This window comes from Bacillus sp. A015 (assembly GCF_053851875.1).
Map to the genome: position 1 here is coordinate 1 of NZ_JBSPZB010000030.1, position 25,442 is coordinate 25,442.

The following is a 25,442-nucleotide window of genomic DNA, read 5'->3' on the forward strand; positions in this document are numbered from 1 at the left end:
CCCTTCTGTCCGCTCGACTTGCATGTATTAGGCACGCCGCCAGCGTTCGTCCTGAGCCAGGATCAAACTCTCCGAGGTATGCAGGATGCATATCACACATGCGTTGCTACATGATGCAGCGAACTTAGTATGTGATCCTTCCTGCCTCGTCAGCTTGACTGACTACCTATGATGTATCATAGATTTTTTTATAAAAACTCGAATTAACAGGTACGTTTTGTCTTGTTTAGTTTTCAAAGATCATTTTTTCAAAATGGAGCGGGTGATGAGAATCGAACTCACGACATCAGCTTGGAAGGCTGAGGTTTTACCACTAAACTACACCCGCGTGGTTTGTATTGGCGCGCCCGAGAGGAGTCGAACCCCTAACCTTTTGATCCGTAGTCAAACGCTCTATCCAATTGAGCTACGGGCGCTTAATCAGGCGACTTAATTATCTTAACATATCATTTTTATTAAGTCAACATCTTTTTGAAATTTGTTTGTCACATGCGTTTGAACGTCTGTGTTTCAAATGCGTCATCAGCGACGAATAAAAATATACCATGGATCATATAAATGGGTCAATACATTTTTGTGAAAAAATTTAATGTTTTTTAAGAAGTGATTTTTTCTTAGATAAATAGAGATGCGATAGCCCTATTTTTCTTCTCTTCTTTCATAATCTCAATCATTCTTAAATAAAATCTTTCTAAATCCAAAGGAGGACAAAACATGACAGCCTAGAATTTTTATTTATTGGAAAATTCTTAATATTTTTAAGCATTTAAAGGAGGTAGGAGATGATGAAAAAGTTCGTCGCTTTTCAAATCATGATCGCTTTGGTGATAGGAGCTCTTATCGGCCATTTCTTCCCTGACTTCGGAATGGCACTGCGGCCAATTGGTGATGGCTTCATTAGATTGATTAAAATGATCGTTGTTCCTATCGTTTTCTCTACTATTGTGATCGGTGCGGCTGGCAGCGGCGGCATGAAGAAAATGGGAAGCCTCGGATTAAAGACGATCATTTGGTTTGAGGTCATCACAACCATCGTTCTTGGGATCGGTCTATTATTGGCTAATGTCCTAAAGCCCGGCGTTGGACTTGATTTCTCTAAATTAGCTAAGAAAGATATTGGGGAATTAGATGGCTATACTCAGAAAGTCGTTGACTTTAAGCAAATGGTATTAGATATCATTCCAACCAATATCGTCGATGTCATGGCTCAGAATGATTTACTTGCTGTCATTTTCTTCGCTATTTTATTTGGTGTAGCCGCAAGCGGCATCGGTAAAGCATCCGCTCCTGTTCTAACCTTCTTTGAATCAGTGGCACAAATTATGTTTAAGCTGACGCAAATGGTGATGGTGACAGCACCTATTGGGGTTCTTGCATTAATGGCTGCTTCTGTCGGCCAATATGGCATCGTTTTATTAATCCCAATGATGAAGCTTGTCGGGACTGTATTCTTAGGATTATTCATTATTCTATTTGTCTTGTTCCCTCTTGTCGCACTGATCTTCCGTTTTAACTACTTCGAAGTATTAAAAATGATTTGGGATTTGTTCTTAGTTGCTTTTTCCACTACAAGTACAGAAACTGTCCTTCCTCAACTCATGTCACGGATGGAGAAATACGGCTGTCCAAAAAGAATCGTTTCCTTCGTGATCCCTTCTGGTCTTTCTCTGAATTGTGATGGGTCAAGTTTATATTTATCCGTTTCCTGTGTGTTTCTCGCACAAGCGTTTGGCGTCGACATGAGTCTATCACAGCAGCTCCTCATGATGCTTGTCCTTGTATTAACAAGTAAAGGCATTGCAGCTGTGCCATCCGGTTCACTCGTCGTTCTTTTGGCAACGGCCCACGCAGTAGGTCTTCCAGCGGAAGGTGTCGCCATTATCGCCGGTGTTGACAGAATTATGGATATGGCACGAACTGGCGTGAATGTACCAGGGCATGCAGTTGCATGTATTGTCGTATCTAAATGGGAAAAAGTATTCCGTGAGTCTGCATGGGAAGTTCCAAAAGCAGGTGAAGAAACTAAAGGGATGTAATGTCTTCTATGAAGGAAAGGGTCCGCCCTTTCCTTTTCTTATGGTAAAAAGGTTTGCTTCAGAACTGCCTTGCCTTCGTCTTGAATCTGTACTTCTGCGTACGCTCCATTGATGAGGGTCATTTGCGGCGGAACATGTCCACAATCCATATCGTAAACAATCGGGATTTGTAATTCCTTGTGTAATTCTTCATATAGATCAGTATACTCATATCCTTCCACAGGCACATCCACTGCGCTCCGGCCGAACATGATCCCAGAGCAGTCATCAAACCACCCTGCTAATTTTAATTGCACAAGAGATCTCTTCATGCTCGCAGCATTTAATGCGCAGTTTTCGAAATACCATAGAATCGGTTCACCTTTAAGGAATGTTTCTTGAAAAGCCTTCACATCTCCAAAAGGTGTTCCTGCTAAATGACGTATGACATCAATGCAACCACCCAGCAGTCTTCCCTTCACCGTCGTCTCGTGTGGATTAACCGTACACCATACGGTTGGCTCTGTTAAATGAAAGACATGTTTACTCGGGTTATCATACTGCCATTCCTTTTGATACATATATGAAGAAAACTGGGTAATGTTCATCTCCCCTGTTGTGGCGAGCACTTTTTCCCACATGGCAGTCGTCTGATCAAGCTCCTCTCCTCGAAGATCCACAAAGTTCGCCCCATGCGCTGTGGCAATGCCAGTTTTTAATGTGAATGCCAAAAGGAGTACACTCGTATCCGAGTAACCAAGAATCCACTTTTTTTGCATCGCTGAGAAATCAAGATGCTCTAGCACTTCAATAAGTAGCTGTCCGCCCCACGGCGGAATGATGTGGTCAATTTCATCACATGTCATCATGTTCTGGAGCTCGTTTGCTCGTTCTGTGGCAGGGGCTGACTTTGCCTTTTCCTGCTGCCATACCGTCTCTCCACATATGACATCATAGCCTCTTTTTTTCATCCGCTCGCATGACTGCTGAAACATCTCATGCAAAGATGACTGTACACCTGAGGAAGGGGCTGTGACGCCAATCGTCTGTCCTTTTTGCAAATGAGGATACTGTATCATCCTGTCCACCTCCATCCACTATTCATTTCTCATCCTGTTCATTGTCAAGAAGATGCCCCTTTTCCAAGGGACATCTGATCTTATTCCTTTTGACGCAGCACAGTATAGACACCTGCAAAGATACATAGAATCCCAATGAAAGAGCGCACCCCCATCTCTTCTCCCAATAGCAGCCAGCCAAGAGCTGCGCCTACGATAGGCTGAAAGAAGAAGAACAGGCCACCGCTTGAGGCATCCATGAGCTGAAGCCCTCTATTCCATAAAAAGAACGCAAGGGCTGTCGAGATGATGCCAAGATAGAGAATACCGCCCCAAATTTCAGGCCTTGCCATCTGCCCCACATCTAAATGAGGTAAGCGAAATAGAACAGACGGTGTTAATACAATGAATGCAATGATAATCGCATATGTTGTTGTGACCACCTGAGGGTACTTTCCTGGAACCCGTTTAAGCAGAACAGACATAAGCGCCCATGTTAAAGCAGCAATGACCAATGAGAGACCGCCAACAAATTCATCTGTTTGCACTGCGACTGGTCCAATCATGAGCCATACACCTACTGTAGCAAGCAGGATAGAGACACACTTTCTAACAGTGAATGATTCTTTTAATAGAAAGAACGCGAAAAGCACCATAAAGGCAGGCGTTGCAGACGTGATGACCGCCCCCATTTGGGCAGATGTGTACATCGTGCCAATTTCTTGGGTCACAATCGAAAGAACATTTCCAATCAGCCCAATCGCTGCAATGAGTGGGATGTCTTTTTTATCTAATCGAAAAGAATAACCCAATCGCCATATGGTGAACACCAAAACGACTCCTGCTACTGCATATCTCATCCATACGAGTTCAAGTGGCGGAACAACCGCTACTGTTACTTTTACAACAACGTACATGCCGCCCCAAATACTTGCAGCAATTGCTAAGTAAAGAGCACCTATATATTTTTCATTCATCCTTTTCCCTCCGTTACTGGATATATTCATCGCCATATCCACAAACGGAGATCACTCTCCGTTATGGACGGAGAGTATTTGGTACATCATGTTCAAACAAAGGCTTCCATTGCATTGTCGTCACCTCAATTGTTTTTATTTTCTGATTACTTTATAACAAATTATGGTTTACTTCAATCCTTTTTTGTCGCCATCTTTCTTCATATAATAGAAGATCAATAGGGATTGACATGCTGAATTCGTTTTCATATAGTAAGTAAAACTATGGATGGTCACGCAGAAAAGGAGTAGAGGTCGTTGGATATTGAAGCTAGGAAACATATTCCCAGCGCGGGACACGAACCGTTTCTCGAGGGAGTGAAAGATTGTGTACCAACCCTGCTCGGTTATATCAGTATTGGGTTTGCCTTCGGAATTGTCGGAATTAGCGCGCAGTTAAGTATATGGGACATTGCGCTCTTATCTATTTTTATTTACGCAGGTGCTTCGCAGTTTATCATCTGTGCACTGCTTGTAACAGGGAGTCCCCTTTCCGCTATTATTTTCACCACATTTATTGTGAATCTGCGGCATTTATTGCTCAGTCTTACGCTCGCCCCTCACTTTACCCGCTACTCTTTGAAGCAAAATATCGGATTTGGTCTTTTGCTGACTGACGAATCCTTTGGCGTAGCGATGAACAAATTAGCGCAGCAAGGAAAACTGAACAACCGCTGGATGCATGGACTGAACTTAACAGCTTATTTGTGCTGGATTGCTGCCTGTACACTTGGCGGCATTTTTGGACATTGGATCTCAAACCCTGAAGCGCTTGGTCTTGATTTTGCCCTATCTGCCATGTTTGCTGCGCTCTTGATCCTTTCTTTGCAAACTGTGCCAAAAAATAAGTTAACCCATCGCTTGTCGCTTGTTTTGTATATAGTAGTTGCGATGTTTATTCTGCTTCATTTTGTTCCTTCGCACGTGGCAGTTCTGTTAGCAACCGTGATTGTCGCAACCATTGGGGTGGTGACAGATAAATGATCAGCAGCTTTATGATATGGCTGATTCTTGGTTGTATGATTGTGACAGTTATTCCAAGGGTCGTTCCATTTTTATTTGTACGGAGTATCCAGCTGCCTGAAGTCGTACTCAAGTGGTTATCGTTTATCTCAATTTGTCTATTTACTGCGTTGATTGCAGAGCATCTTTTCATACATACAACAACAGGCGTTACCGTTCATTGGATGTATCTTGCGGTCTTGGTTCCGACTGTGCTGATCGCTATTTGGACAAAAAGCTTGTCACTCACTGTTCTGATTGGGGTCATGCTGATGGGTACTGCCAGATGGTTTTTCTAAAAGAAAAAGCATATCTATTCATTTGATTGATGAAAGGAATGTGATCATGGAGACATGAGGCAAACTGCAAATGGTTCGCACACCTTTCGGAAAGCTAATGGTTTCGTTTATTTTTCACGTCACCTTTTTTATCTTGAAGCTTCCCTTTTGCTTGATCCTTTTTTCCTTCTGCTTTCAGGTTTTGATGATCTGTTGCTTCACCAAGCTTTTCTTTCACTTGACCTTTGACTTGATTTGTTTTTCCTTTCGCTTTATCCATATGTTCTTTTTCTTCACTCATTTGTTCCACCTCCACGTTTGATACTTTTCATTTAGCCTTTTTGAAAGATAAAACATCTGAGTGTGCTATGTACCCGTTTCAGGTATGATAGACATAAAGGAATGAAGGGTTGGTGCTCTGTTCAATGATCCTATCTGAAAACATATTCACAGTTCGTGATTTGACCTATCGTATTCGATCTGCAGCGTTAGCAGATGCCAAACGGTTGTCTGCTCTCAGACTGAAAATCGATGGTGAAACAGAATATTTAGACCGTGAACCAGGCGAAGCCTTTCTAGATGAAAAAGGATTTGAAGCTTTCATTCAAAAGGATTCCAAGCAAAGCCGTCATTTATTTTTGGTCGCTGACATCGAAGGAGAGATTGTAGGCTTTTCAAGATGCGAAGGGTATTCACTCAAGCGCTTTGCTCACAAAGTGACGTTTGGTGTCGCTGTACAGAAGGATGCTTGGGGCTATCACATCGGCAAAGAGCTTTTAGCCGCTTCTATCGACTGGGCAGATAAGCAGGACATTCAAAAGATTTCACTTCACGTGCTGGAGACCAATCTCAAAGCCATTCGGTTATATGAACACCATGGCTTTGAGATTGAAGGGGTATTAAAAAACGATAAACGACTGGCAGACGGACTGTATGATGATACTGTTGTGATGGGCAGGCAGCGGCCGGTCTCCTGACCGCTTACATGACATAGCCCCATATCATCGAAATAGCACTGTATATCAGGAGCAGCCCCATGACAAACTGGAACGGCCGCTGATAAACAGTCAAGAAACGCTTGAATAAAGAGCCGAACAGACTCCAGCTGAACGTGCCTAAAAATCCAATGAGTGCAAGAATCAGCGTCCATAACATGTACTGCACGCTGGACTGTCCATTTGGCAAAACAAATGTTGAAATCACCGTTAACCCATACAAAAGCGCTTTCGGGTTGATAAATTGCAGCAGCATGCCTGGGATAAAATCATTATAGCGGTCAAGTGTTTCGTCATCGCCGCCTTTACTTTTCATGATTTTGACGGCTAAATAGATCATGTACCCAGCTCCGATGAAAGCCATGACCCAGCCTATTTTCGGCATGACTTGATATAGAATGATATTGAAGAAACAACTCAAACACAAAATGACGAAAAACCCGATACCAACACCTAAACAAAATCGAAATGTTTTCTTGACCCCATATTTATTCGTAAAGACCATGGCCATGATGTTGTTTGGCCCGGGGGTGAAGCTGGTGACAAAAGCATAGATCAACATAGAAAGAATCAAGTTGCCGCCTCCCTTTTATACGTTATTTAGACTATATTTACTTCATCACGTATATTACGTTTTATTGTACCTTTTGGTCTTTATAAAGTAAATACAGAAAGGAGCTTTTTTCATGGAAGACGTACAATCGATTATTTCTAAAAATGTGAGGCAGCTTAGAGATCAAAAAAAGTTAAGCCTCGAAAAGATGGCAGAATTAACTGGTGTGAGCAAAACAATGATTGGACAAATCGAAAGAGGAGAATCAACACCTACCATCACGACTTTGTGGAAAATCGCCAATGGATTAAAGGTGTCTTTTAGTGAGCTCATCTACGCACCGCAGCCTGAAATCAAGGTGGTACGTAAAGAGGACGGGCAGGTTTTAACTGAGGACGATGGAAGATATCGTGTGTATACGACTTTTCCCTTTGATGATCGGGGGAAATTCGAAGTGTACCAGGTAGAAATTGATCCTGGCGGGTCGTTACGTGCGAATGAACACATTGGAGGAACAGAGGAATTGATCACCGTTTTTGAGGGAGCGCTTGATGTATCTATCGGTGATGAACAATACATATTAAAAGCTGGCGACTCAATTCGCTTTAAAGCTGACCGTGCCCATGAGTATAAGCAATCAGGGGAACAGATGGTACGGATGCAAATGATTCTTTATTATCCCCATTAAAAAAGCTGACAGGCTTGTCCATCTGTCAGCTTTACGTTTTATTTAATGAAACCCTGGATCTCTCACAACAGTTCCAGTAAATGTGACTCTGTATTTTCCTAAGCCTAATTCTTCAATGGAAGATTGATATAAAATACCGACCCAGCCATCCTTTGCATATGTAATACTTGATGGGATGTTTGACGTCGTATATGTTCTCGTTTCTGAAACAGTTCGACTTGCTTGAACCGTTATTTCACTGTTTGCTTTTTCCTTTGCTTCCACCGGAGCAGTTGTGACCCAAGCACCCGTTAAAACAATTGCTCCAACCAAAACAGAAGATATGACCTTTTTCATAAAAAAATCCCTCCCTTTTTTTGTTGAACATATTAACTTTACCATAATTTAGAACTTTAGTAAGTTATTTTTTCATTTTTTCGAAAATTATGATATGATTGTCTTATGCTGGATAGAGAGATTTACATACTTCTATGATTTTCTCCTTATCTCATTCTAGTGAAACAATTGACGACGGAGGTGATTTCATGAAAAAATGGCTCATCTGTTTTCAACTTGTTTTCCTCTTCACCTTGACGACTACACCACTTGCTTCTGCTGCCTCATGCCCTACAGTGAAACCATGTGTCATTGACCCTTAAGCATAAGAAAGGGTCGATCAAGCCTATTCACTTGATCGACCTTTTTATTTATTCTTGCTCTGCTTCCCAGCGAGCAACCTCTTCTCTTACTTTAGGAGCCACTTCTTTTCCAAATAACTCAATGGCTTTTAGCACTTGATCATGCGGCATTGAACCAACTGGTACATGAAGCATAAATCGTGTGATCCCAACATTTTTTCGCAGGTGAATCACTTTCTCAGCTACTGCATCTGGATCTCCCACATACAGTGCGCCTTCTAATGTTCTCGCTGCATCGAACGTAGAACGTGTGTAAGGTCCCCAGCCCCGCTCTCTCGCTAATGTATTCATGACATGCTGTGTGGAAGGGAAGAATTGATCTGCTGCCAGCTCTGTTTCTTCTGCAACAAATCCATGCGAATGTGACGCCACAGTTAATTTCTCCGGGTCATGTCCAGCATGTACAGCCGCTTGCTTGTATAGCTGAACGAGCGGTGCGAACTGTCTAGGACTGCCACCAATGATCGCGAGTACAAGCGGTAACCCCAATAATCCAGCACGTACGACGGATTCACGGTTCCCCCCGCTGCCAATCCAGATTGGAAGTGGATCTTGAACAGGTCTTGGATATACCCCAACATCTTGAATGGCTGGACGATGCTTTCCGCTCCACGTCACACGCTCTGACTGCTGTAATTTCAGGAGTAAATCTAGTTTTTCTTCAAATAATTCTTCATAATCATCTAAGTCATAGCCAAAGAGCGGGAATGACTCAATAAATGATCCACGGCCTGCCATGATCTCTGCACGTCCGTTAGATAGTCCATCTAATGTAGCAAAATCCTGAAATACACGAACAGGATCTGCCGATGAAAGGACTGTCACTGCACTCGTCAGACGAATATTCTTTGTTTGCGTTGCCGCAGCCGCTAATACGACCGCTGGATTCGATGCGGCAAAATCTTCACGGTGATGCTCACCTACTCCAAATACATCAAGACCTACTTGGTCTGCTAAAATAATTTCTTCTACTACTTCTCGAATACGCTGTGCGTGACTGACTGTTTTTCCTGTTTGAAAATCAGGTGTTGTTTCTACAAATGTACTAATTCCTAGTTCCATGGATGGAACCCCCTATCTTATAAATATGTCACAAATTCAGAGACAGGCTTTCGGTAGCCTCTCGCTTGTCTGCTTTCTACTTTTTCTTTTCCGAGTGTGATCATTAACACAGGAACCAAATCCGACTCGATGTTCAGAACCTTTTTCATTGCTTCAGGGTCAAAACCAATCATTGGGCAGGTATCCCAGCCTTTGTTTTTGGCGGCGAGCATAAACAGCATGGCAGATAATGAAGCATTGCGGATCGCCTCTTCCTTCTGAAAAACCGCCCCTCTCTGCTCATAAAAACTCATCGTCTCTCTAACCATTTCTTCATATTGCTGTGCGTTTAAAATGCCTAGCATTTTTAAGCCTTCATATATGTTTCCTGCTTGCTCATAAGCGTTCGGGTCTCCCAGCACAATGATAGCTGCTGAAGCGGAATGCACTTTATATTGTCCAAATGCGATTTCTCTTACTTGTTCTTTGAGACCTTCTGTTTGGACGACGACATATTGTGTATGCTGTAAGTTAAAAGCAGATGGTGCCATCTTGACCTCTTCAAATATGCTGTTAAGCTCTTCTCTCGAAATCGAGATATTCGGCAAAAAATTTGATGCTGATCGCCTTTCACGTACCAATGTATCAAAGCTGAGTGTCATCTTGTTTCTCCTTTTCGCGAAGTTGTTCTGCACCTAAACCAATTTTCTTTAGCAATTCGATGAGCTGCTCTTTTTCTTCTTTTTCAATAAAGGACAGATTTTGTGAAATGACATCTGTATGTTTAGGAAAAATGTCGTCAAACAATTGCTTTCCTTTATTCGTAAGCCGCACATGGAATACACGCTTATCAGATGGCGCACATTGCCTTTTAACCAGTTCTTGTTTTTCTAGCTTGTTCACGACATATGTAATACTTCCACTTGGGATTGATAAGATGTCACTAATTTTTTGGACGGGATGCGGCCCCTTACTATAGAGCAATTCAAGGATCTGAAAATTTTCAAAACCGATATCATAACGTTCAATGTCTTTTTGGATATTTGTAAAAAGGGCTTGATAGGCTTTCAACCACACGCGGAATAGCCTTAAATCTAATTCATGTTCATGCTGCACCATGGCAAATACTCCTTTTTCAAGAAATCCTAAAACTAGGATGAATTTATCCTAACACTAGGGTATTTTCTTGTCAACGTGTTTGTTTCATCGAAAAAAGACCACGGTTCAGTGGTCTTTTCGATCTTCTTTTAAGACAAAATGCATTTCAGCAATTTGTTGATATTGTTGTACTTCTTGTAATGAAAATCTAGATTCCTGATCCGTTGGAAGGAAAAGAGGAATTCCTTTTCCAATCATGACAGGTACGATTTGAAGAAAAAGCTCATCGACCAATCTTGCTTTTAATAAAGGCTGAAGCAGTTCCCCGCCGCCTACAATCCAGATATGTTGGCCTTTTTCATTTTTTAAGCTTGTGATAAATGATAAGAGATCTTCGCGAATGATGTGTGTTCCTTTATGACTATCTTGTAAAGTGCGTGAAACGATATAGCAGGTCTTTTCTTCATAAGGAAATTCATCAGGTGAGAGCTTAAGAACCTGCTCATATGTCTTACGCCCCATGATGAGCGTATCGACTGACGCATAAAAGTCATCATATCTCGTTTCCTCTTCGCCCTCTGTTCCGATTAGCCAATCGAGACGGTGATCCTCTCTCGCTAAATAACCATCGATACTCATCGCCCCATAAAAAAGCAGCTTCCTTTTTTCACTCAATCTCATCACTCCCTACTCCCAAATAGAACATACATTCTGATTGTAGCAGAAAGGAAAGAGAAAGGATACATTGCTTTCTCACTTCTTACGATTCCTGTTCCACCTTGACGAGAAGCTCGTACAATTTGTGTGCGAGCTTGCCGGCATCGACTGTCATGTCTTCATGAATCCATTCTTCAAGTACACCAACGACACCAGACACGACAAAAGAAGCCTCAATCTGTTCATTCTCCGTAATATGACGCTGGTCAAGCTGCCACTCTTTCATGATTTTTCCTTTAAAAAACGCTTTAAATTGATTCGTCGTTGGACCATTGGGTTTAACAAATAACGTCAGCATATATTGATTCTCTTTCAAATACTCTGTGGTTTTGTTTAAAAAGGAAAGCATATCAAGCGGATCCTGACTCGGAAAGGTTTCATCATATAATCCGCCAAGCTGATCGAATAGTTCTTTCTCAAGCTGTTCATATAAATCAAACACATCATGATAATGCAAATAAAAGGTACCTCTCCCTAAATCCGCTTTTCTTGATAGCTCTGATACTGTAATCTGCTGCACCTCTTTTTCCTTTAAAAGCTCAAGAAAGCTTTCCCTGATCGCCTTTTTTGTTTTGATTGTTCGTCTATCCTTCATGAGACGGCCCTCCGTTTTTGAACAATTTGGCCCCAGTTGTCTATTTTTGTACAAGAGATCAGCTATTGCCGATGTTCGTATGATTTTCTCTTCATTATAATCGACATATGTTCACTAATCTATATCTGTTCAAAAAGGGAGGACCTACTGATGTTTCAATTTAGAATGGCTAGAGAGGATGAACTGCCTCAAGTGGCAGAGTTGTTATATGATTCGTTTCAGGATTATACATTTTTTGATTTGTTATGTGAAAGGGTTTCAAAGCGGTCTGCTTTCGCCCGTCAGCTGCATTTGATCAACACAAAAGTGTATTTTCAGCATCAAATCTGTTTTGTCGGGGTTGAGAACGAGCAAATTGTGTCTGCTGCCCTTTTAAAACACCCCCATCTTCCTGAACCAGGCATCATGGATTATATTTTGTTAGGTGGGTTAAAGCTGCTCTTTACAGGCGGCATATCGGCCATTCAGCATGTGTTCCATATTTTAAAGGAGGCAAAAAAAGCGTGTTTTTCCTTAAAGAAACCTTATTGGTATCTAGAAGCGCTTGTCGTCGCAAAAAACCAGCAAGGGAAAAAACTCGGAAGCCGCATGTTAAAGCAATGTCTCTTCCCCTTTATCGCTCGACAAGGAGGCGGACTGTTTGCGCTGATTACACACAGCGAGGCCAATCGTCAGTTCTACCGGAAAAATGGGTGGGTGGAGTTTGATGAAAGAGTATTGCGCGGAAAGGAAATGTTCTTAGAAAGCTGGAGTTATAAAACCGTGATTAAATAAGGTATCCTCTTCAGGTGATGATATAATAGAAACAGTTCAATCAATGATCATACTTGGAGGAGAGACTGATGATACGACGACTTGATCATATCGTGTTGACTGTACAACATATGGAGGAAACCATTCGCTTTTATACAAACGTATTAGGGATGAAGGAAGAGACTTTTGGAGAAGGCCGTAAAGCTCTTCGTTTTGGTTTACAAAAGATCAACCTTCATGAAGCCGGTCATGAATTCGAACCAAAAGCTGCTCATCCCCTTCCTGGATCTGCTGATTTATGCTTTATCACCGATTTAGATATGGACAGTTTGCTGCTGCACCTTCGAAAGCAGGTCGTTCCAATCGAAGAGGGGCCAGTCAGGCGCACTGGTACATTAGGTCCGATTGAATCCGTTTATATCCGTGATCCTGATATGAATTTAATTGAAATCTCTCGATATATAGAGGAGGGTGATCAGTCATGACTCGTTTATTTTTGAGACCAATTGAAGAGCACGATTATCCCGGTATTCAAAGAGGATGCCAGCATGAAGAAACACTTTATATGACTGGCACACGCAAAACGTTCACACTAGAAGAAATTCGATCAGCCTATACCCGCTTTCTGCAGGATGACAGCAGACGAGATTTCGCTATTTGTCTGCTTGACACGAAAGAAATGATTGGGGATGCGGCGATTGTGGATATTGACCCGATGAACCGTACTGCAAGCTTTCGGATTGCGCTTCATGGCCCAGAACATTTTCAAAAAGGCTATGGTACTGAGGCTGTTCGGATGGTACAAGCATTCGCCTTTGACACATTAGAACTCAACCGTCTTGAGCTTGAAGTCTTTTCTCATAATCCAAGAGCTTTTCGCAGCTATGAGAAAGCCGGATTTCAATATGAAGGAAAAAGACGTCAAGCGCTCTGTTTCAATGGTACTTATTCAGATGTCATCATCATGGGCATTCTGCGTGAAGAATACGATCAAATCAACAATGGAGATACCCCTGCTTAAGAAGGGTCATCTTTTTGAAAAAATTGAATCCCTGTGACGATGATCAAACAAATCATTGAAGCTAGAATAATAGAGACGCTTGATATACTGAGCGCCGTCCCTTCCCATCTGCCAATGAAGAAACTACTGATCAATAAGATCAATCCAAACAGGGTGATACATATAGGAAGAATCACCCAGCATGGCGGTATCTGCGTCTTTTCCCTGCCCACCACGAGAGACAAAGCACAAGGATTGTAAAAATGGCGGTTTGCAGCCAGAACATGTTGCATCAACTCCTTTCTCTTTTTTATCCTATGACAATGGAGGTTCTCCCAATGAACATTAGACCCATTCAACAAAAAGACAATCCGTATATCGCGGCCATTATTCGCCAGTCACTAGAATCAGCGAATCTTGCGATTGAAGGTACAGCCTACACAGATCCACACCTTGATCAGCTTTTCGAATACTATCAGTCATTGACTCATGCAGCCTATTGGATTGCTGAAGAGCATGGTGACATTGTGGGCGGCGTAGGCATTGCCCCTTTTACAAATGGAGTATGTGAATTACAAAAGCTTTATTTAAGTCCAAAGGCACAAGGAAAAGGTGCGGGCAAAAAACTGATGGATACGGCGCTGCGATATGCCTCTACAACCTACGAAGCCTGTTATTTAGAAACCCGTAGTGAATTAACAGCAGCCACCGGTCTTTATCAACGATATGGCTTTTCTCTTCTTTCTGAGCCGATAGAAGGCTCAGAGCATTCTGCGATGGATGCTTGGTATCTCAAAACCTTCTCATCATGAGCCATAAAACAATCGATAGGTTTTTGTCCACTGAAAGCCTAGCCTCTCTGCCAGTTTGGTCGAAGCTAGGTGATGGACATCGCAATCCCAATGCGGCGTCCTGCCATTTTCTAGACAGGTGCTGACCTGCTAACAATGCCAACCCTTTTCCTCTATAGGCTTCATCTGTCCAAATATCTAACTCCACACGATCTTCACTTGAAAAAATGGAGATACATTCACTGACCACTTGCTCCCCATGTAAGATGGCAACCCCAATTCCTTTTGATAGAAAGCGAGCCGTTTCTCCCCAATATGTTTCGTAATAGCTATGAGAGAACGCCCTGCTTGCAGTGATCACCTGTTCATTCGTGCGCTTCACCATATACCCCTGATGAGGAGCAGGCAGATGAGGAAATGTCGATGGAAAAGAATACGCATGTCTTTGTATCTCATTCAGGTGTGAGCCAATAATGAAAGCTCTGCTTCTGCCTTGCCTGCTACATAATAATGCCGCATGCTAGATAAAAAAGCTGTGGGCATGCAGTAACTCTTTGCAACAAATAGAATTCTTCTGCATCAAAATAAAAAAATGGCACAGGCATTGAATCACCTGAAGCCACAACTCATCGTGATAGAAAACCTTTGAAGTCTAGGAAGGACGAGTACCGGAGCGGAGCGAATTTGACATTCGTGAGCACCGGCACGCAGACCTGACAACGAATGCGAGGGTTTGTCTACACGCTGAAGAGACCTTAATTGAAAGGTCTCTTATGTGTCTTTCTGCTTCATTTCGTTATTCTGCGGCTGCCTCTTCCGCCGCGTTCCCCTTCCAAATAAGGGTTAAGCCTAATCCAAGAAATAAGACAACACCTGCGAATAAAAATGGGAAATGAATATTTTGATCGAATAGAATGCCGCCAAGCGCTGGTCCGAAAATCGTGCCAAGGCTTGTGTAAGTGGAGTTCATCCCTGCGACAAACCCTTGCTGATTGCCAGCGATTTTAGATAAGAATGTCGTTAATGCTGGCCGTAATAAATCAAACGCAAGGAAAATGACACACGTGACGATTAGTACGACCATAAACCCTGAAACGACAGTCGACACGAAAGCTAAGATCGCCCCGACGATTAAGCATAACTGGATGACTCTTTTTTCCCCAAGAGCATTCACCAATTTACCGAAGACAAGCACTTGGATGATGACCGCCACAATCGAGCTGACGGTAATGATAATCGCAATATCTTTCGGTCCAAAACCAAACTTATGATTTGTAAACAAGCTAAAGACCGTTTCGTATGCGGATAGTCCAAACGCCAGCACAAACACAATGATGAAGGCGATGAGATAGCTTGGGTGAATGGATTTTTTCAAATCTTTAAAGAAGGTAGATTCCGTTACTTGTTCCATTTGCTTCGCTCGCTCTTCTTTTGTTAATGGCTCCTTCAGCATAAACATAGACGAAATGACGGCAATAAACGCAATGCCTGCTGCAAAGAAAAATGGCAGACGAACGCCGTATTCTGCAATAAACCCGCCAATTCCCGGTCCAATGATGAAGCCGGTACTAATGGCCGCAGATACATATCCCATCGCCTTTGATCTTTCCTGAACGGTCGTGATATCTGCGACATAGGCGGTGACAGCCGGCATGATAAACGCCGCACTAATGCCGCCTAGAACCCTCGCAAAGTAAAGAACATACACATGTGTCCCTAAGCCAAAGACGAGTTCTGATAAAGCGAATAGAAACAGCCCTGACACAATCATAATCTTTCTGCCGTAGCGGTCTACCCATCTTCCTGCAACAGGTGATGCAATGAGCTGCGCAACAGCAAACGCAGCCACAAGGTATCCCATCGTACTGCCTGTTAGGTGCATCACATTCATAAATAGCGGCATGACAGGAATAATGAGGCCGATGCCTAAAAACGCAATAAATATATTACTTAATAAAATAATGAGTACAGCTTTTTGCTCACGAATCGATTTTTGCATGATGTTTGTTTCTCCTTCACTGACTCATTTGTTACTCATGATGGTTGATTCCGTGAATAAACAATGAGATCGCCTCTTTTTGTAACTCTTTCTTCTGCTTCATCGTGTCATTTTTATATAACACGTCTAATCCGTAAAAAACGGAAAGTAATATTTTCACTTTTGACTCCACATGCTGGATCGACCAGCTGCCATCTTCGTTTCCTTCAAGCAAGATGTCTCTCATCACATCATCAAAGTCCACATCAATTTTATTCAGCCGTTCCATGACTTCATCTGATGTAAATGCACTTGCACAAAATTCCTCGCTTGCTCTCATTAAAGGATAGTTAATCCCCATTTGACTCAGCAACTCTGCAAATCCTGTGAGCTTATCTATGGCTCGATGCAGCGTTTGTTTCTCCTCATGCCACGTCTCCATCATAAAGCGATGATCCTCTTCCATGATATGAAGGAACAAAAACTCTTTTCCTTTAAAATGATGATAGAGATTGCCTTTACTAATCTCAGCAGCCTCTAAAATATCTCGCACGGATGTTTCTGAATATCCTTTTTTCGCAAATAAATCACGTGAAGCGGTGACAATTTTTTGCTTCGTCTTCTCACTCTTTTCAGCCCCGCTTTGTGTACTTGTCATCTGTTAACAATCCCTTCTACTCTGCATTTCTTCATGCGGACAAAATAAAACCGACCAGTTGGTTTATTTTTTTATTATAAATGGATATTGTTCATAATACAATGAAAAAGTCATCGACTTCATGAGGAGTGGTTCATGTGAAAACAAACAAAACGGTCATTTGTGCCATCACTAAAAAAGACTTATCCTTGTTTTTCATTTATGACCTGTTCATTGCTACCTTGGCCTACTATCTGTTCAAATATTCAAACCAACCGCGTTTTATGAATGTGCGGGGGTCATGGGAAGTATTCTTTGCCCATTATTGTTGAAAAAGTGGATGTTTCGGTGTTAAATGTGCGAAAAAAAGACCCGATACTTCGGGTCTCAGATTGTTGACAAAGGGCTAAAATGATCTTTATTTTAGCCCTTTGTCTTCTTTTCAGCGTGATAGAAAACCTTTGCAGTCTAGGAAGGACGAGTACCGGAGCGGAGCGAATTTGACATTCGTGAGCACCGGCACGCAGACCTGCGGGCGAATGCGAGGGTTTGTCTACACGCTGAAAGCCGATACTTCGGGTCTTCTAGTTAATACTGTTCATAAAAAGATTGCACTTTTTCTGGATCTTTTGTTTTCGTTAGAGCCAGCATGAGCAGAATCCGCGCTTTTGATGGATTTAATGAATCAGAAGAAACAAAGTGATGTTCATCATCCATCTTTTCATGTGTAACAATTCCATTTCCTGCGCGGCTTGATCTCACGATGACCACGTCTTTTTTCACAGCATCTGTTGCCCCTTTAATCGCTTCAGTGGACATCGTGCCATTTCCGGGTGCGGCCACAACAATGCCTTTCGCCCCTGCTTTTACCGCTGCATCATACACATATTTTTGATCATTTTGATAGCCGTATAAGATATCAACTTGTGGCAATTCTTTTATTTTTGATACATCAAATTCACTTTCAGTCGTATGTTTTCTTGTCGATTCGGTATAAAAAGAGACCACTTCACCAGCAATTTCTCCTATGTAGCCTTGCTCAAGTGACTTGAAGGAATCTGTAGTGGTGGTGTTCGTCTTTGTAATAAATCGGGCCGATGCAATTCGGTCATTTAATGTGACCATCACACCTTTGCCCTTTGCTTCTTTTGTGGATGCAATTTTGACAGCATGATACAAGTTAAGCGGCCCATCCGCACTAATTGCTGATGCTGGCCTCATTGAGCCAACAACCACAACGGGCTTATCACTTTTCACAACCAAATGTAAAAAATAAGCAGTCTCTTCAAGAGTATCTGTTCCATGTGTAACCACAATGCCGTCTACTTTGTCATCATTTAAAAGGTGATTGACTCGTTTGGCTAATTTTAAAAGAAGAGCGTTATCAACATTTTCACTGCCAACATTCGCTACCTGCTCACCCGTAACGTTTGCAATATCCTTCAGCTGAGGAACGGAGGCAATGACTTTATCGATACCTAGTGAACCAGATTTATATCCCGTCGTATCAGTATCACTATCTGAAGCACCTGCAATGGTCCCACCTGTCGCCAGTACCTTAATATTAGATAACGACTTGTTCCCTGTCTCAATGGCAGTCGTTTTTTCTTTTGTTTCATTGGATGTGCTTTCTTGTTTGCTTTGATTATTCTCTTGAGTGCTCGTGTTTGCACAAGCTGCTGTCGCTAGTAATAAAACAGAAAGAAGGACAGCACCTAACCATTTTGTCATGTTCATCGGATCATCTCTTTTCTTCATTTGATGGATTCATGGCTATATCTCTTTCTATAGGGTTTACTTTATAACATTCCTTCATTCATCAGCATGAGGCAAAAGTTATAGAACCAATTGATGGAAAAAACTCTATATTTCCGATGAAATACTTTATAATAGAAGTTAAGTTATAAAAAATATACTATATAACCTTAAATTTACCTTAATATCCTTATTTAGATATAGCGAAAAAAAAATTCACATGTACAATTTACTAGAGAGGAGGAAATATGAAAATAAAGTTTATTTTTCTTTTTTTGTTTATAATAACTATCATTGTTCTCATTTACATATCTAAAAGTAATCACAACATTAAAATAGCGGTTCTTGATAGCGGTATTGACATAAATCATGTTGATGTTTCTGTTAAAAAGCGCTTTGATAATAAAAGGGAAGTGTTAGATTCTTTAGGTCATGGTTCTGCTATTACCGACATTATTAGTAAAAATAATGAGAACATAGATTTTTATGATGGAAATATTTTAGACGAGAATGGGAACACAAACATAGAAACTTTAATTAAGGCATTAGATTGGTGTATTGAAAATAAAGTGAATCTCATTAATATGAGTTTTGGTCTTTCTGAGAATAATATAAAACTAAAGAAAAAGATTGATGAAGTGGTTAGTCATAATATTTTAATTGTAGCTGCTGCAGGTAATAAATTTGGTTTAAAAAGTGATTATCCTGCCCATTATAATAATGTAATTTCTATTTCTGCTGTTGATTCTAAAAATAAGATATATAAACTTGCAGCTAAAGGAAAGATTGATTTTGTTTCTCTTGGTGTAGATGTAGAAACAGTGAAAATAAAAAAGTTGGCTGAAGTTAAAGTTTTAAGTGGCACTTCTTTTGCTACAGCTAACGCTACAGGGTATATTTCGAAGATAATACCAGATGATTTTTCGCTATCATTTAAAGATATTCTTCACAGGTTAAAACAAAAAACTCAAGTGATTAAAAATGTCGAAAGAGATTCAACCTATGGTTATGGACTATTATTAAATAAAAATTAGGAGTTTATGATGTTTAAGAATATTATTAAATTAATAAGTTTAGTGATGATATTTTCGATTATTGGACCTAGCATCTCAAATGCGACTACGAATTCGATTGAACATGAAGATGAAATTAATGCAAATGATATTACCACTTTACAAAACACAGATAAATTGCTTAGTACAGAGGTAATTAAAAATACAAATGATGAACTAGAACTTGAAGTAAGTGTTGAAAACGAAAATTTATTGATAAATAGTAAAGTGATTTTATCTCAAGATTTAAATCAATTATCAATGATTGAAGCTGAAATAGTTGATGAAGACATGAAAGAGACTGTAAAATATAATTTTGAAATCGCAGATATTGATGTTGCTAAAGCAAACGATCCTCATCTGTTATTAGTAGACATTGAAACTGGCGAAGAATATACAGTAAGTGACTCACAAATTCAAGCTTCATGGTATCCTTTAGTAGTTGTAGCTATTTACATTGCTCGTGTTGGAATTAATCAAGCTATAAAAAAATTTGGTAAGGCCAGTGTAAAAAACGCAGTTAAAAAACACGGTAAGAAAACCTCTGCTTCAAAAGCAGTTAAAAAAGTGAGTATGTCACGTTTAGATTATCATTATAAGAAACACAAAAAAGAATTTGGTAACATTACCAAATCTGAGTATCTGAATAAAGCACGTACACTATTAGGAAAAGCTAAAAGCAAAAATGTTTTAGAAAAGAAAAGCAAGAAAAAATTTAATGGTAAACACCGTTATTATAAATATAATAAAAAAACCAATGAATTTTTATCTGTTGAAAAACAAAAAGGGAAAGATGTCATTATCACTTTTTTCAAACCTAAAAGAGGAATTAACTATTGGAAGGATCAGTAGAAATGAATAAAAACATTTGTTTAATTTGTGGCTATAATGAATTAGAGGAAAGACCCTACTATTCGGATTTCGCAGGTAGTAACGAAATTTGTCCATGTTGTGGTTTTGAATTTGGTGTGGATGATTTTGATTGTGATGAATTTGACCATGAAGGGTTAACAGATAAAGAAATTGTTGAAAAATCTCATGGCATTTGGAGAAAACAGTGGATTGAAAACGGGATAGAATTATTCAATCCTAAAATCTTTTCTCCGGAGGTTCGAAACGGTAAATTTTTAAAAAGAGATTATTTAGTACTTCAAATGAAAAAGAATTTAGGCTTAGATTTTAACGACATTTAAAATTTTTTAATTTGCATAACATCAAAAACCATTCAGGTTTTATCCTGAGTGGTTTTAAATTTCAAATGTACTCTTTCACTTCTAACAAAAAGCATGAAAAAAACACCTAATGCAAAGGTGTTTTTAGCTGCTCTAGTATGTTTTCACAGTGATCCAAGTACGCTTGGCTAAGCAGGAAGTCTTTCGGTGCGGCGATCGCTGCTAATGTGATCAGGGTATTTGAATGATGAATGAGCGGATTCAGCATTGAATGCTCTACGCCTCTAATTGTTTGAACATGCAACCATTTAGGTGCTACTTCTTTTTCGTAGATCCTTTTTGTTTCAGCAGAATCTACATTTCGATCATTCTGCGCCAAAACCAAATAGGTCGGTGTTTGGATGCGCTTGATATCTGAAGTGGCATCGGCTTTCATGTTCTTTTTAATGAATTCAAATCGATCTTTTGTCATCTCTTGAACGTCCGTTTTCTTTTGATATGTGCGAAATGCTGCGCCTTCTACTAATAATTTGTTTTGCTCATCTTCTTTTTTGAGTGTTTTTTGAATTTGTTCTTTAGATGCATCCGCTTCTTTTAATGTTTGAATTGTATAGTACCTTCCCTGTCTCATCCAATTGACAGCAGGTCCGACAAGGATGGAGGCTGTGATATCTGTTCGATCTGCCATTACTTTTGGGATCACCCAGCCCGCTTGGCTTGCTCCCCATAAGATGATTTGTTTTGATTGAAGATCAGGCTCTTTTTTCGCCCATTTGATCACATTGTCTACTTCTTTTGCACGATCCTCCATGGATTGATGGAGCCAGTTTCCTTCTGATTGACCCACCCCGGGCTTATCCCAGGAGATAGACGCATAGCCTTGCTTTGCAAAGCGTTCCATTAAGGGTCTGTATCCTCCGTCATATGTGGCATTTTGTGGACCATCCCCGTGTACAAAAAGCACAACTCCTTTGATTGGCGCTTTCTTAGGCGTGGTCACGATACCTGATAATGCCCCATTTTCTGTCTCCATGACGACTTCCTTTTCATTCATAGCAAAGCTGTTTTCATAAAATACAAATGCTGCAATAAAAATGAATGCCGCTGTAGCGATGATCAGCCAAATCCTTTTTTTCATCTTCTATTCCCCGCTCCCTGTTCAACTGTGAATTTTGGTACGTGACAGAGACTGATACATTCTCATATAAGATGATAGACGAAGGTTGTGCACTCTCTTGTGTAAAAGGTACTTCATGTAGAAAAGCCTCAATTTCTTCTATGACCTTCTCTTCATCTCCAGCTAAAAAGCTTTTGACCGCGTATGAACCTGCATCCAGTCTCACATCATAATCATGTTCATTTGATACATAATAAGAAATTGTTGTGTCATCTTGCAGATTGATCACATAATATCTCTCCTCAAAAAGAGACAGATCCAGCTCCTTTTGATGAACGATTTGTTTAAAGTCCAGCTCTGTTTCACCCTTTAGAAGATGATGCGGGATCTGTTTTAAATACCGAATTGGCCGATCTTGGATGGTTGTTTTATTAAGGTGAAGGCTGTTTTGAATCGACAGCATATGCTCCAGACGCTGTTTCACTTCGCTTAGTTCCTGTATTTGCTTCTCGACCTGATCCAGCATTTCTTGGTAGGACAGAGTGATACTTTGTTCATTCGAAAAGGTCTCGCTTATATCTTTTAAAGAGAAGCCCGCCTTTTTTAAGAAGAAGATTTGATAAAGGGTATAAATCTCTTTTTCATCAAATAATTGGTATCCATTTTGAGCGACCTTCGCAGGGCGTACAAGATCCTGTTCTATATAATGACGAAGCGTATACTTTGTGTTGTTTAATAGCTTACATACTTCTCCACTTGTTACATACGTCACCAGATTCCCTCCTTGTGTACACATTCTAAACCATGTGGTTACCACACAGTCAATCATGCCATAAAAAAATCACCGAGGAAATCTGCCCTCAGTGATGTGTAATTTCTATTTCATACTTGGACCAGCATGTGAAAAAATCGGATCTTTGAATTCAAAATCAAATGTCTTGCCGTCAACAATACCGACTGTTTTTTCATGATCATAAAGCTCGAGCAGACAAGCTGCCATTTCTTTTGATGTATGATATTTCTTGATATTGCCTTCATATTCAAATTGGTCTACATCTAATGAACGCTTTGCAAATTCTGATTCCGTCGCGGAAGGTGCTAATATTTTCGCCTGTAACTTAGTTTCAACTCTAGTGCCAGTCCTTCTGTAAAGGCGCTCACGTAAAACTTTGTGGCCGACATTGCCGACGACTGTATAGCCCGCTCTTGAAGAAATGTTGATCAGCTGCGCCCCTTCTACTTGCTCATAATCACGAACAAATAAAGTGGATAAAATCGTTAAGGCTTCGATATTCAGATGAAGCATATCTCCAATTTTTCTTACATCCTGTTCTCCTATTGAACCAAAATGGCCGAACCCTGCATTATTAATGAATGTGTCAAGCTCATATTCAGCCAATGATTCATAAAATGAATACACTTGCTCCATGTCGGTTAAATCGACAGACTGTATGTTTACTTTGATATCGGGATATTGATCAAGAATCTCTTTCTTCAGTTCTTGGAGTTTCTCGAGCCGGCGTGCAGCTAAAATAAGGTTTTTGCCTCGTGCTGCAAAGGCTAGCGCCGCCTCATACCCAATACCTGAACTTGCTCCTGTAATGACTGTATAGCTCATTTATATCCCCCTATTAACGTCTTCTAACTGGTTAAATTATAACGACAGCACTTCGCTCTAGTCAATTTTGAAGAGAATCACAGGGTTTATTAACTTGTCTCACTTCATTCATCATGTTGGAGGATGTCATGTTGAGATTTTTTTGTTAATTTGTGAAAAACCAATTGGTAGGAATGTTCGATTAACTCCTCTACAAATGAAGATGGAATGTCCGCATCAAGGTAAATCGAATTCCAATGAGTCTTATTCATATAATAGCCCGGAATAATCCCCTCATGCGCCTCTCTTAGTTCTTCAGCACGTTGAGGGTCACATTTTAAAGTGATGACAGGTTTTCGATTCGCATCTCCGCCCATCATAGCAAACATCTTTCCACCAATATGATAACGATCTGCCTGCCACTCCGGCTGATAATCATGGGTTGCACCACTTAAAGAAAGACAAAATACCTGTAGTTTCTCTTTTTCCATTGAATTAGCTCCTTTTTTAAGACATCGCCATTTCTTTATATTATATAGAAAACGAGGATAGATTTCTGATCCTTTTTACATCCACATCTCTTTCTTAGGATTTCAGCAAAAGATCGATTGAAACAACAAAAGCACAGGAGGGAGCGGGCCTGTGCTTTGTCCTATATCAGAAAAGAAAGGCTACAACCTTCATTTCTTATTCAAACGCCTTCTTTAATTGATCACTCATGAGATGCCAAGCCTGTTCAGCAATTTCTAAATCCCCTGCATGTGTGAAGGCGTGAGGAACTCCTTTAAATTGCTGATACGTGACATCTACCCCTGCTTCTTTTAACTTGTCAGCATATTGTTTGGCTTCTTCAGCTAACGAATCTTTCTCAGCTGTGATGACAAGAGCCGGCGGCATTTGTGCTAAGGATGATCTATCTGCAAAAACCGGAGAAATGAGCGGATTGCGCGCATCTTCTTCTTGTACATAGAATGCATTAAAGAGCTTCGCCATTTCGGCTGGAATTGCTTCTTCAAATGCTGGCTTTCGCTCTGGATCAGTGGCTAAATCAAGCGGCGGATAATCAAGCACTTGATAGACAATCGGGAGTTTGTTCCCTTTTTGGATACTCAGCAGACAAACAGCTGTTGCCAAATTTCCTCCTGCACTATGTCCGCCAATGGATAATGTATTTGGATCTATTTGAAGCTCATCAGGATGTTCATACAGCCACTTCATCACATCGTAGCATTCATGAAGAGCGGCTGGGAAAGGATTTTCGGGTGCAAGCTGATACTCAACATTGACGACGATACATTGTGCTCGGTCTGCTATGACAGGACACCAGTGGTTATCCATTTCAGCGCTGCCTAGAATAAATCCGCCGCCATGTAAGTTCACAAAAACAGGAAGCGGCTGTTTCGCTGCGTTCACAGGTTTGAATACCCACACCTTTGTTTCGCCAGCACATGTTGGGATGTCATATTCCATTTTGTTCACTTCAGGAGGATGGACTGGTTTCAGCTCCGATTGACTCGGTAATGAACCTTCAGTTGGTTGACGTAAAGACGCAGCGATTTTAATTTGTTCTTCTAAGTTCATGATCTCAGTCTCCTATCTTATTCATTTCTTCCTATTTCGTTGCCTTTTCTTTTTTTCCTTCCACTTGATCAGAGACAAATTTTATTCAGTTCACTTTATATCTATCTCCCACTTTCATCCTCTTTGAAACAAGTATACACCAATAAAAAAAGCACTGTGGCGCTAAGGGGACTGACCCCCGTTTTTGAGACAGGGATCAAAACACCTTTATACAGCCAATTGCCGATAGTTTATCGGTGATTGGTTGTTTAGTTTCGTTTGAATGCGAATGTTGTT

The 25,442-nt window shown here is 40.6% G+C and carries 30 protein-coding genes, 2 tRNA genes, 1 rRNA gene and 2 pseudogenes; 12 read left to right on the forward strand and 23 right to left on the reverse strand.

Annotation, left to right across the window (positions count from 1 at the left end; genetic code table 11):
• The 3 genes from ACSLGF_RS17745 to ACSLGF_RS17755 form a co-directional block, all read right to left on the reverse strand.
• Window positions 1-78: ribosomal RNA gene (locus ACSLGF_RS17745) — 16S ribosomal RNA — on the reverse strand; the annotation flags it as partial.
• Between the two features lie 176 nt (window positions 79-254).
• A tRNA-Gly gene (locus ACSLGF_RS17750) sits at window positions 255-328 on the reverse strand.
• Between the two features lie 11 nt (window positions 329-339).
• Window positions 340-416 (reverse strand) — tRNA-Arg (locus tag ACSLGF_RS17755).
• Between the two features lie 369 nt (window positions 417-785).
• Between ACSLGF_RS17755 and gltP the strand changes: the two genes are divergently transcribed.
• Window positions 786-2,036 (forward strand): glutamate-aspartate/proton symporter GltP, encoded by a 1,251-nt coding sequence (gene gltP, locus ACSLGF_RS17760; RefSeq protein WP_034324613.1) that lies wholly within the window; start codon window positions 786-788, stop codon window positions 2,034-2,036.
• Between the two features lie 38 nt (window positions 2,037-2,074).
• On the opposite strand, the gene ACSLGF_RS17765 is transcribed toward gltP, so the two are convergent.
• Window positions 2,075-3,094 carry a S66 family peptidase gene (locus ACSLGF_RS17765; RefSeq protein WP_456007564.1) on the reverse strand — a complete coding sequence of 340 codons (1,020 nt, stop codon included), beginning with the start codon at window positions 3,092-3,094 and terminating at the stop codon, window positions 2,075-2,077.
• An 80-nt stretch (window positions 3,095-3,174) separates the two neighbouring features.
• A complete protein-coding gene (locus tag ACSLGF_RS17770) occupies window positions 3,175-4,050 on the reverse strand; it encodes a DMT family transporter (protein ID WP_456007566.1) in 876 nt (291 codons plus the stop codon).
• A gap of 297 nt (window positions 4,051-4,347) precedes the next feature.
• On the opposite strand from ACSLGF_RS17770, the gene ACSLGF_RS17775 reads away from it, so the two are divergent.
• Complete coding sequence (locus ACSLGF_RS17775; protein ID WP_456007569.1) at window positions 4,348-5,073, forward strand: AzlC family ABC transporter permease; 726 nt, start codon at window positions 4,348-4,350, stop codon at window positions 5,071-5,073.
• Window positions 5,070-5,390 carry an AzlD domain-containing protein gene (locus ACSLGF_RS17780; protein ID WP_456007571.1) on the forward strand — a complete coding sequence of 107 codons (321 nt, stop codon included), beginning with the start codon at window positions 5,070-5,072 and terminating at the stop codon, window positions 5,388-5,390. The genes ACSLGF_RS17775 and ACSLGF_RS17780 overlap by 4 nt, the downstream gene beginning before the upstream one ends.
• 94 nt (window positions 5,391-5,484) lie before the next feature.
• Here ACSLGF_RS17780 and ACSLGF_RS17785 read toward each other — a convergent pair whose 3' ends face one another.
• The gene (locus tag ACSLGF_RS17785) at window positions 5,485-5,670 is read right to left on the reverse strand and encodes a CsbD family protein (protein ID WP_456007573.1); all 186 of its coding nucleotides are present in this window, start codon (window positions 5,668-5,670) and stop codon (window positions 5,485-5,487) included.
• A gap of 124 nt (window positions 5,671-5,794) precedes the next feature.
• On the opposite strand from ACSLGF_RS17785, the gene ACSLGF_RS17790 reads away from it, so the two are divergent.
• Window positions 5,795-6,346 carry an N-acetyltransferase family protein gene (locus ACSLGF_RS17790; protein ID WP_456007575.1) on the forward strand — a complete coding sequence of 184 codons (552 nt, stop codon included), beginning with the start codon at window positions 5,795-5,797 and terminating at the stop codon, window positions 6,344-6,346.
• Window positions 6,347-6,350: 4 nt separating this feature from the next.
• Here ACSLGF_RS17790 and ACSLGF_RS17795 read toward each other — a convergent pair whose 3' ends face one another.
• Window positions 6,351-6,938, reverse strand: a complete 588-nt coding sequence (locus ACSLGF_RS17795) for a LysE family transporter (protein ID WP_456007577.1) — start codon at window positions 6,936-6,938, stop codon at window positions 6,351-6,353.
• 112 nt (window positions 6,939-7,050) lie between these two features.
• Here ACSLGF_RS17795 and ACSLGF_RS17800 point away from each other — a divergent pair, with 112 nt between their 5' ends.
• The gene (locus ACSLGF_RS17800; protein ID WP_099728640.1) at window positions 7,051-7,605 is read left to right on the forward strand and encodes a helix-turn-helix domain-containing protein; all 555 of its coding nucleotides are present in this window, start codon (window positions 7,051-7,053) and stop codon (window positions 7,603-7,605) included.
• Between the two features lie 42 nt (window positions 7,606-7,647).
• Here ACSLGF_RS17800 and ACSLGF_RS17805 read toward each other — a convergent pair whose 3' ends face one another.
• The 6 genes from ACSLGF_RS17805 to ACSLGF_RS17830 form a co-directional block, all read right to left on the reverse strand.
• Complete coding sequence (locus ACSLGF_RS17805; protein ID WP_456007579.1) at window positions 7,648-7,941, reverse strand: hypothetical protein; 294 nt, start codon at window positions 7,939-7,941, stop codon at window positions 7,648-7,650.
• A 350-nt stretch (window positions 7,942-8,291) separates the two neighbouring features.
• Complete coding sequence (locus ACSLGF_RS17810; RefSeq protein ID WP_456007581.1) at window positions 8,292-9,344, reverse strand: LLM class flavin-dependent oxidoreductase; 1,053 nt, start codon at window positions 9,342-9,344, stop codon at window positions 8,292-8,294.
• Window positions 9,345-9,361: 17 nt separating this feature from the next.
• Window positions 9,362-9,985: a nitroreductase family protein gene (locus tag ACSLGF_RS17815; RefSeq protein ID WP_456007583.1), complete on the reverse strand. Its 624-nt coding sequence runs from the start codon at window positions 9,983-9,985 to the stop codon at window positions 9,362-9,364.
• Entirely contained in the window at window positions 9,969-10,442 is a 474-nt protein-coding gene (locus ACSLGF_RS17820) for a MarR family winged helix-turn-helix transcriptional regulator (protein ID WP_099728636.1), read from the reverse strand. Before ACSLGF_RS17820 ends, ACSLGF_RS17815 begins: the two co-directional genes overlap by 17 nt.
• Before the next feature lie 105 nt (window positions 10,443-10,547).
• The gene (locus tag ACSLGF_RS17825; RefSeq protein WP_099728635.1) at window positions 10,548-11,102 is read right to left on the reverse strand and encodes a dihydrofolate reductase family protein; all 555 of its coding nucleotides are present in this window, start codon (window positions 11,100-11,102) and stop codon (window positions 10,548-10,550) included.
• A 79-nt stretch (window positions 11,103-11,181) separates the two neighbouring features.
• Window positions 11,182-11,733: a TetR/AcrR family transcriptional regulator gene (locus ACSLGF_RS17830; protein WP_456007585.1), complete on the reverse strand. Its 552-nt coding sequence runs from the start codon at window positions 11,731-11,733 to the stop codon at window positions 11,182-11,184.
• Window positions 11,734-11,883: 150 nt separating this feature from the next.
• Here ACSLGF_RS17830 and ACSLGF_RS17835 point away from each other — a divergent pair, with 150 nt between their 5' ends.
• From ACSLGF_RS17835 to ACSLGF_RS17845, 3 genes are all read left to right on the forward strand, one after another.
• Window positions 11,884-12,507, forward strand: coding sequence for a GNAT family N-acetyltransferase (locus ACSLGF_RS17835; protein WP_456007587.1), 624 nt, complete (start codon window positions 11,884-11,886; stop codon window positions 12,505-12,507).
• A 68-nt stretch (window positions 12,508-12,575) separates the two neighbouring features.
• Window positions 12,576-12,971, forward strand: coding sequence for a VOC family protein (locus ACSLGF_RS17840; RefSeq protein WP_456007589.1), 396 nt, complete (start codon window positions 12,576-12,578; stop codon window positions 12,969-12,971).
• Window positions 12,968-13,507 carry a GNAT family N-acetyltransferase gene (locus ACSLGF_RS17845; protein ID WP_456007591.1) on the forward strand — a complete coding sequence of 180 codons (540 nt, stop codon included), beginning with the start codon at window positions 12,968-12,970 and terminating at the stop codon, window positions 13,505-13,507. The genes ACSLGF_RS17840 and ACSLGF_RS17845 overlap by 4 nt, the downstream gene beginning before the upstream one ends.
• Here the strand turns inward: ACSLGF_RS17845 and ACSLGF_RS17850 are convergent.
• Window positions 13,504-13,779, reverse strand: coding sequence for a YesK family protein (locus tag ACSLGF_RS17850; RefSeq protein WP_456007593.1), 276 nt, complete (start codon window positions 13,777-13,779; stop codon window positions 13,504-13,506). The genes ACSLGF_RS17845 and ACSLGF_RS17850 overlap by 4 nt on opposite strands.
• A 45-nt stretch (window positions 13,780-13,824) precedes the next feature.
• Here ACSLGF_RS17850 and ACSLGF_RS17855 point away from each other — a divergent pair, with 45 nt between their 5' ends.
• A complete protein-coding gene (locus ACSLGF_RS17855) occupies window positions 13,825-14,298 on the forward strand; it encodes a GNAT family N-acetyltransferase (RefSeq protein ID WP_456007594.1) in 474 nt (157 codons plus the stop codon).
• Here ACSLGF_RS17855 and ACSLGF_RS17860 read toward each other — a convergent pair.
• The 4 genes and pseudogenes from ACSLGF_RS17860 to ACSLGF_RS17875 form a co-directional block, all read right to left on the reverse strand.
• Window positions 14,293-14,752 (reverse strand): annotated as a pseudogene (locus ACSLGF_RS17860) (GNAT family N-acetyltransferase). The gene ACSLGF_RS17855 and the pseudogene ACSLGF_RS17860 overlap by 6 nt on opposite strands.
• 321 nt (window positions 14,753-15,073) lie before the next feature.
• On the reverse strand, window positions 15,074-16,276 hold the full coding sequence (locus ACSLGF_RS17865) for an MFS transporter (protein WP_456007596.1): 1,203 nt from the start codon (window positions 16,274-16,276) through the stop codon (window positions 15,074-15,076).
• Window positions 16,277-16,307: 31 nt separating this feature from the next.
• On the reverse strand, window positions 16,308-16,913 hold the full coding sequence (locus tag ACSLGF_RS17870; RefSeq protein WP_456007598.1) for a TetR/AcrR family transcriptional regulator: 606 nt from the start codon (window positions 16,911-16,913) through the stop codon (window positions 16,308-16,310).
• Window positions 16,914-17,480: 567 nt separating this feature from the next.
• Window positions 17,481-18,629, reverse strand: a complete 1,149-nt coding sequence (locus ACSLGF_RS17875) for a type II asparaginase (protein ID WP_456007600.1) — start codon at window positions 18,627-18,629, stop codon at window positions 17,481-17,483.
• 266 nt (window positions 18,630-18,895) lie between these two features.
• Here ACSLGF_RS17875 and ACSLGF_RS17880 point away from each other — a divergent pair, with 266 nt between their 5' ends.
• Genes ACSLGF_RS17880 through ACSLGF_RS17890 form a run of 3 tightly spaced genes read left to right on the forward strand, consistent with a single transcriptional unit; the run spans window position 18,896 to window position 20,892 of the window.
• Window positions 18,896-19,681 carry a S8 family serine peptidase gene (locus ACSLGF_RS17880; protein ID WP_456007602.1) on the forward strand — a complete coding sequence of 262 codons (786 nt, stop codon included), beginning with the start codon at window positions 18,896-18,898 and terminating at the stop codon, window positions 19,679-19,681.
• A 9-nt stretch (window positions 19,682-19,690) separates the two neighbouring features.
• Window positions 19,691-20,551: an SAR2788 family putative toxin gene (locus ACSLGF_RS17885; RefSeq protein WP_456007604.1), complete on the forward strand. Its 861-nt coding sequence runs from the start codon at window positions 19,691-19,693 to the stop codon at window positions 20,549-20,551.
• Window positions 20,536-20,892, forward strand: coding sequence for a hypothetical protein (locus ACSLGF_RS17890; RefSeq protein ID WP_456007606.1), 357 nt, complete (start codon window positions 20,536-20,538; stop codon window positions 20,890-20,892). The genes ACSLGF_RS17885 and ACSLGF_RS17890 overlap by 16 nt, the downstream gene beginning before the upstream one ends.
• Window positions 20,893-20,998: 106 nt before the next feature.
• Here ACSLGF_RS17890 and ACSLGF_RS17895 read toward each other — a convergent pair whose 3' ends face one another.
• The 5 genes and pseudogenes from ACSLGF_RS17895 to ACSLGF_RS17915 form a co-directional block, all read right to left on the reverse strand.
• A complete protein-coding gene (locus ACSLGF_RS17895) occupies window positions 20,999-22,009 on the reverse strand; it encodes an alpha/beta hydrolase family protein (protein ID WP_456007608.1) in 1,011 nt (336 codons plus the stop codon).
• The gene (locus tag ACSLGF_RS17900) at window positions 21,939-22,760 is read right to left on the reverse strand and encodes a MerR family transcriptional regulator (protein WP_456007610.1); all 822 of its coding nucleotides are present in this window, start codon (window positions 22,758-22,760) and stop codon (window positions 21,939-21,941) included. Before ACSLGF_RS17900 ends, ACSLGF_RS17895 begins: the two co-directional genes overlap by 71 nt.
• A gap of 105 nt (window positions 22,761-22,865) precedes the next feature.
• Window positions 22,866-23,606: pseudogene (locus tag ACSLGF_RS17905) on the reverse strand (SDR family NAD(P)-dependent oxidoreductase).
• A gap of 104 nt (window positions 23,607-23,710) precedes the next feature.
• Window positions 23,711-24,076, reverse strand: a complete 366-nt coding sequence (locus ACSLGF_RS17910; RefSeq protein ID WP_367308386.1) for an MmcQ/YjbR family DNA-binding protein — start codon at window positions 24,074-24,076, stop codon at window positions 23,711-23,713.
• Window positions 24,077-24,272: 196 nt separating this feature from the next.
• A complete protein-coding gene (locus tag ACSLGF_RS17915; protein ID WP_456007612.1) occupies window positions 24,273-25,166 on the reverse strand; it encodes an alpha/beta hydrolase in 894 nt (297 codons plus the stop codon).
• Window positions 25,167-25,442 lie beyond the last annotated feature (276 nt).

What these genes read in the sequence shown, in the direction of transcription:
- gltP (WP_034324613.1), top strand. Translation starts at nt 786, where the DNA reads ATGAAAAAGTTCGTCGCTTTTCAAATCATGATCGCTTTGGTGATAGGA.
- ACSLGF_RS17765 (WP_456007564.1), bottom strand. Translation starts at nt 3,094, where the DNA reads ATGATACAGTATCCTCATTTGCAAAAAGGACAGACGATTGGCGTCACA.
- ACSLGF_RS17770 (WP_456007566.1), bottom strand. Translation starts at nt 4,050, where the DNA reads ATGAATGAAAAATATATAGGTGCTCTTTACTTAGCAATTGCTGCAAGT.
- ACSLGF_RS17780 (WP_456007571.1), top strand. Translation starts at nt 5,070, where the DNA reads ATGATCAGCAGCTTTATGATATGGCTGATTCTTGGTTGTATGATTGTG.
- ACSLGF_RS17785 (WP_456007573.1), bottom strand. Translation starts at nt 5,670, where the DNA reads ATGAGTGAAGAAAAAGAACATATGGATAAAGCGAAAGGAAAAACAAAT.
- ACSLGF_RS17790 (WP_456007575.1), top strand. Translation starts at nt 5,795, where the DNA reads ATGATCCTATCTGAAAACATATTCACAGTTCGTGATTTGACCTATCGT.
- ACSLGF_RS17800 (WP_099728640.1), top strand. Translation starts at nt 7,051, where the DNA reads ATGGAAGACGTACAATCGATTATTTCTAAAAATGTGAGGCAGCTTAGA.
- ACSLGF_RS17805 (WP_456007579.1), bottom strand. Translation starts at nt 7,941, where the DNA reads ATGAAAAAGGTCATATCTTCTGTTTTGGTTGGAGCAATTGTTTTAACG.
- ACSLGF_RS17810 (WP_456007581.1), bottom strand. Translation starts at nt 9,344, where the DNA reads ATGGAACTAGGAATTAGTACATTTGTAGAAACAACACCTGATTTTCAA.
- ACSLGF_RS17815 (WP_456007583.1), bottom strand. Translation starts at nt 9,985, where the DNA reads ATGACACTCAGCTTTGATACATTGGTACGTGAAAGGCGATCAGCATCA.
- ACSLGF_RS17820 (WP_099728636.1), bottom strand. Translation starts at nt 10,442, where the DNA reads ATGGTGCAGCATGAACATGAATTAGATTTAAGGCTATTCCGCGTGTGG.
- ACSLGF_RS17825 (WP_099728635.1), bottom strand. Translation starts at nt 11,102, where the DNA reads ATGAGATTGAGTGAAAAAAGGAAGCTGCTTTTTTATGGGGCGATGAGT.
- ACSLGF_RS17830 (WP_456007585.1), bottom strand. Translation starts at nt 11,733, where the DNA reads ATGAAGGATAGACGAACAATCAAAACAAAAAAGGCGATCAGGGAAAGC.
- ACSLGF_RS17835 (WP_456007587.1), top strand. Translation starts at nt 11,884, where the DNA reads ATGTTTCAATTTAGAATGGCTAGAGAGGATGAACTGCCTCAAGTGGCA.
- ACSLGF_RS17840 (WP_456007589.1), top strand. Translation starts at nt 12,576, where the DNA reads ATGATACGACGACTTGATCATATCGTGTTGACTGTACAACATATGGAG.
- ACSLGF_RS17845 (WP_456007591.1), top strand. Translation starts at nt 12,968, where the DNA reads ATGACTCGTTTATTTTTGAGACCAATTGAAGAGCACGATTATCCCGGT.
- ACSLGF_RS17850 (WP_456007593.1), bottom strand. Translation starts at nt 13,779, where the DNA reads ATGCAACATGTTCTGGCTGCAAACCGCCATTTTTACAATCCTTGTGCT.
- ACSLGF_RS17855 (WP_456007594.1), top strand. Translation starts at nt 13,825, where the DNA reads ATGAACATTAGACCCATTCAACAAAAAGACAATCCGTATATCGCGGCC.
- ACSLGF_RS17865 (WP_456007596.1), bottom strand. Translation starts at nt 16,276, where the DNA reads ATGCAAAAATCGATTCGTGAGCAAAAAGCTGTACTCATTATTTTATTA.
- ACSLGF_RS17870 (WP_456007598.1), bottom strand. Translation starts at nt 16,913, where the DNA reads ATGACAAGTACACAAAGCGGGGCTGAAAAGAGTGAGAAGACGAAGCAA.
- ACSLGF_RS17875 (WP_456007600.1), bottom strand. Translation starts at nt 18,629, where the DNA reads ATGAACATGACAAAATGGTTAGGTGCTGTCCTTCTTTCTGTTTTATTA.
- ACSLGF_RS17880 (WP_456007602.1), top strand. Translation starts at nt 18,896, where the DNA reads ATGAAAATAAAGTTTATTTTTCTTTTTTTGTTTATAATAACTATCATT.
- ACSLGF_RS17885 (WP_456007604.1), top strand. Translation starts at nt 19,691, where the DNA reads ATGTTTAAGAATATTATTAAATTAATAAGTTTAGTGATGATATTTTCG.
- ACSLGF_RS17895 (WP_456007608.1), bottom strand. Translation starts at nt 22,009, where the DNA reads ATGAAAAAAAGGATTTGGCTGATCATCGCTACAGCGGCATTCATTTTT.
- ACSLGF_RS17910 (WP_367308386.1), bottom strand. Translation starts at nt 24,076, where the DNA reads ATGGAAAAAGAGAAACTACAGGTATTTTGTCTTTCTTTAAGTGGTGCA.
- ACSLGF_RS17915 (WP_456007612.1), bottom strand. Translation starts at nt 25,166, where the DNA reads ATGAACTTAGAAGAACAAATTAAAATCGCTGCGTCTTTACGTCAACCA.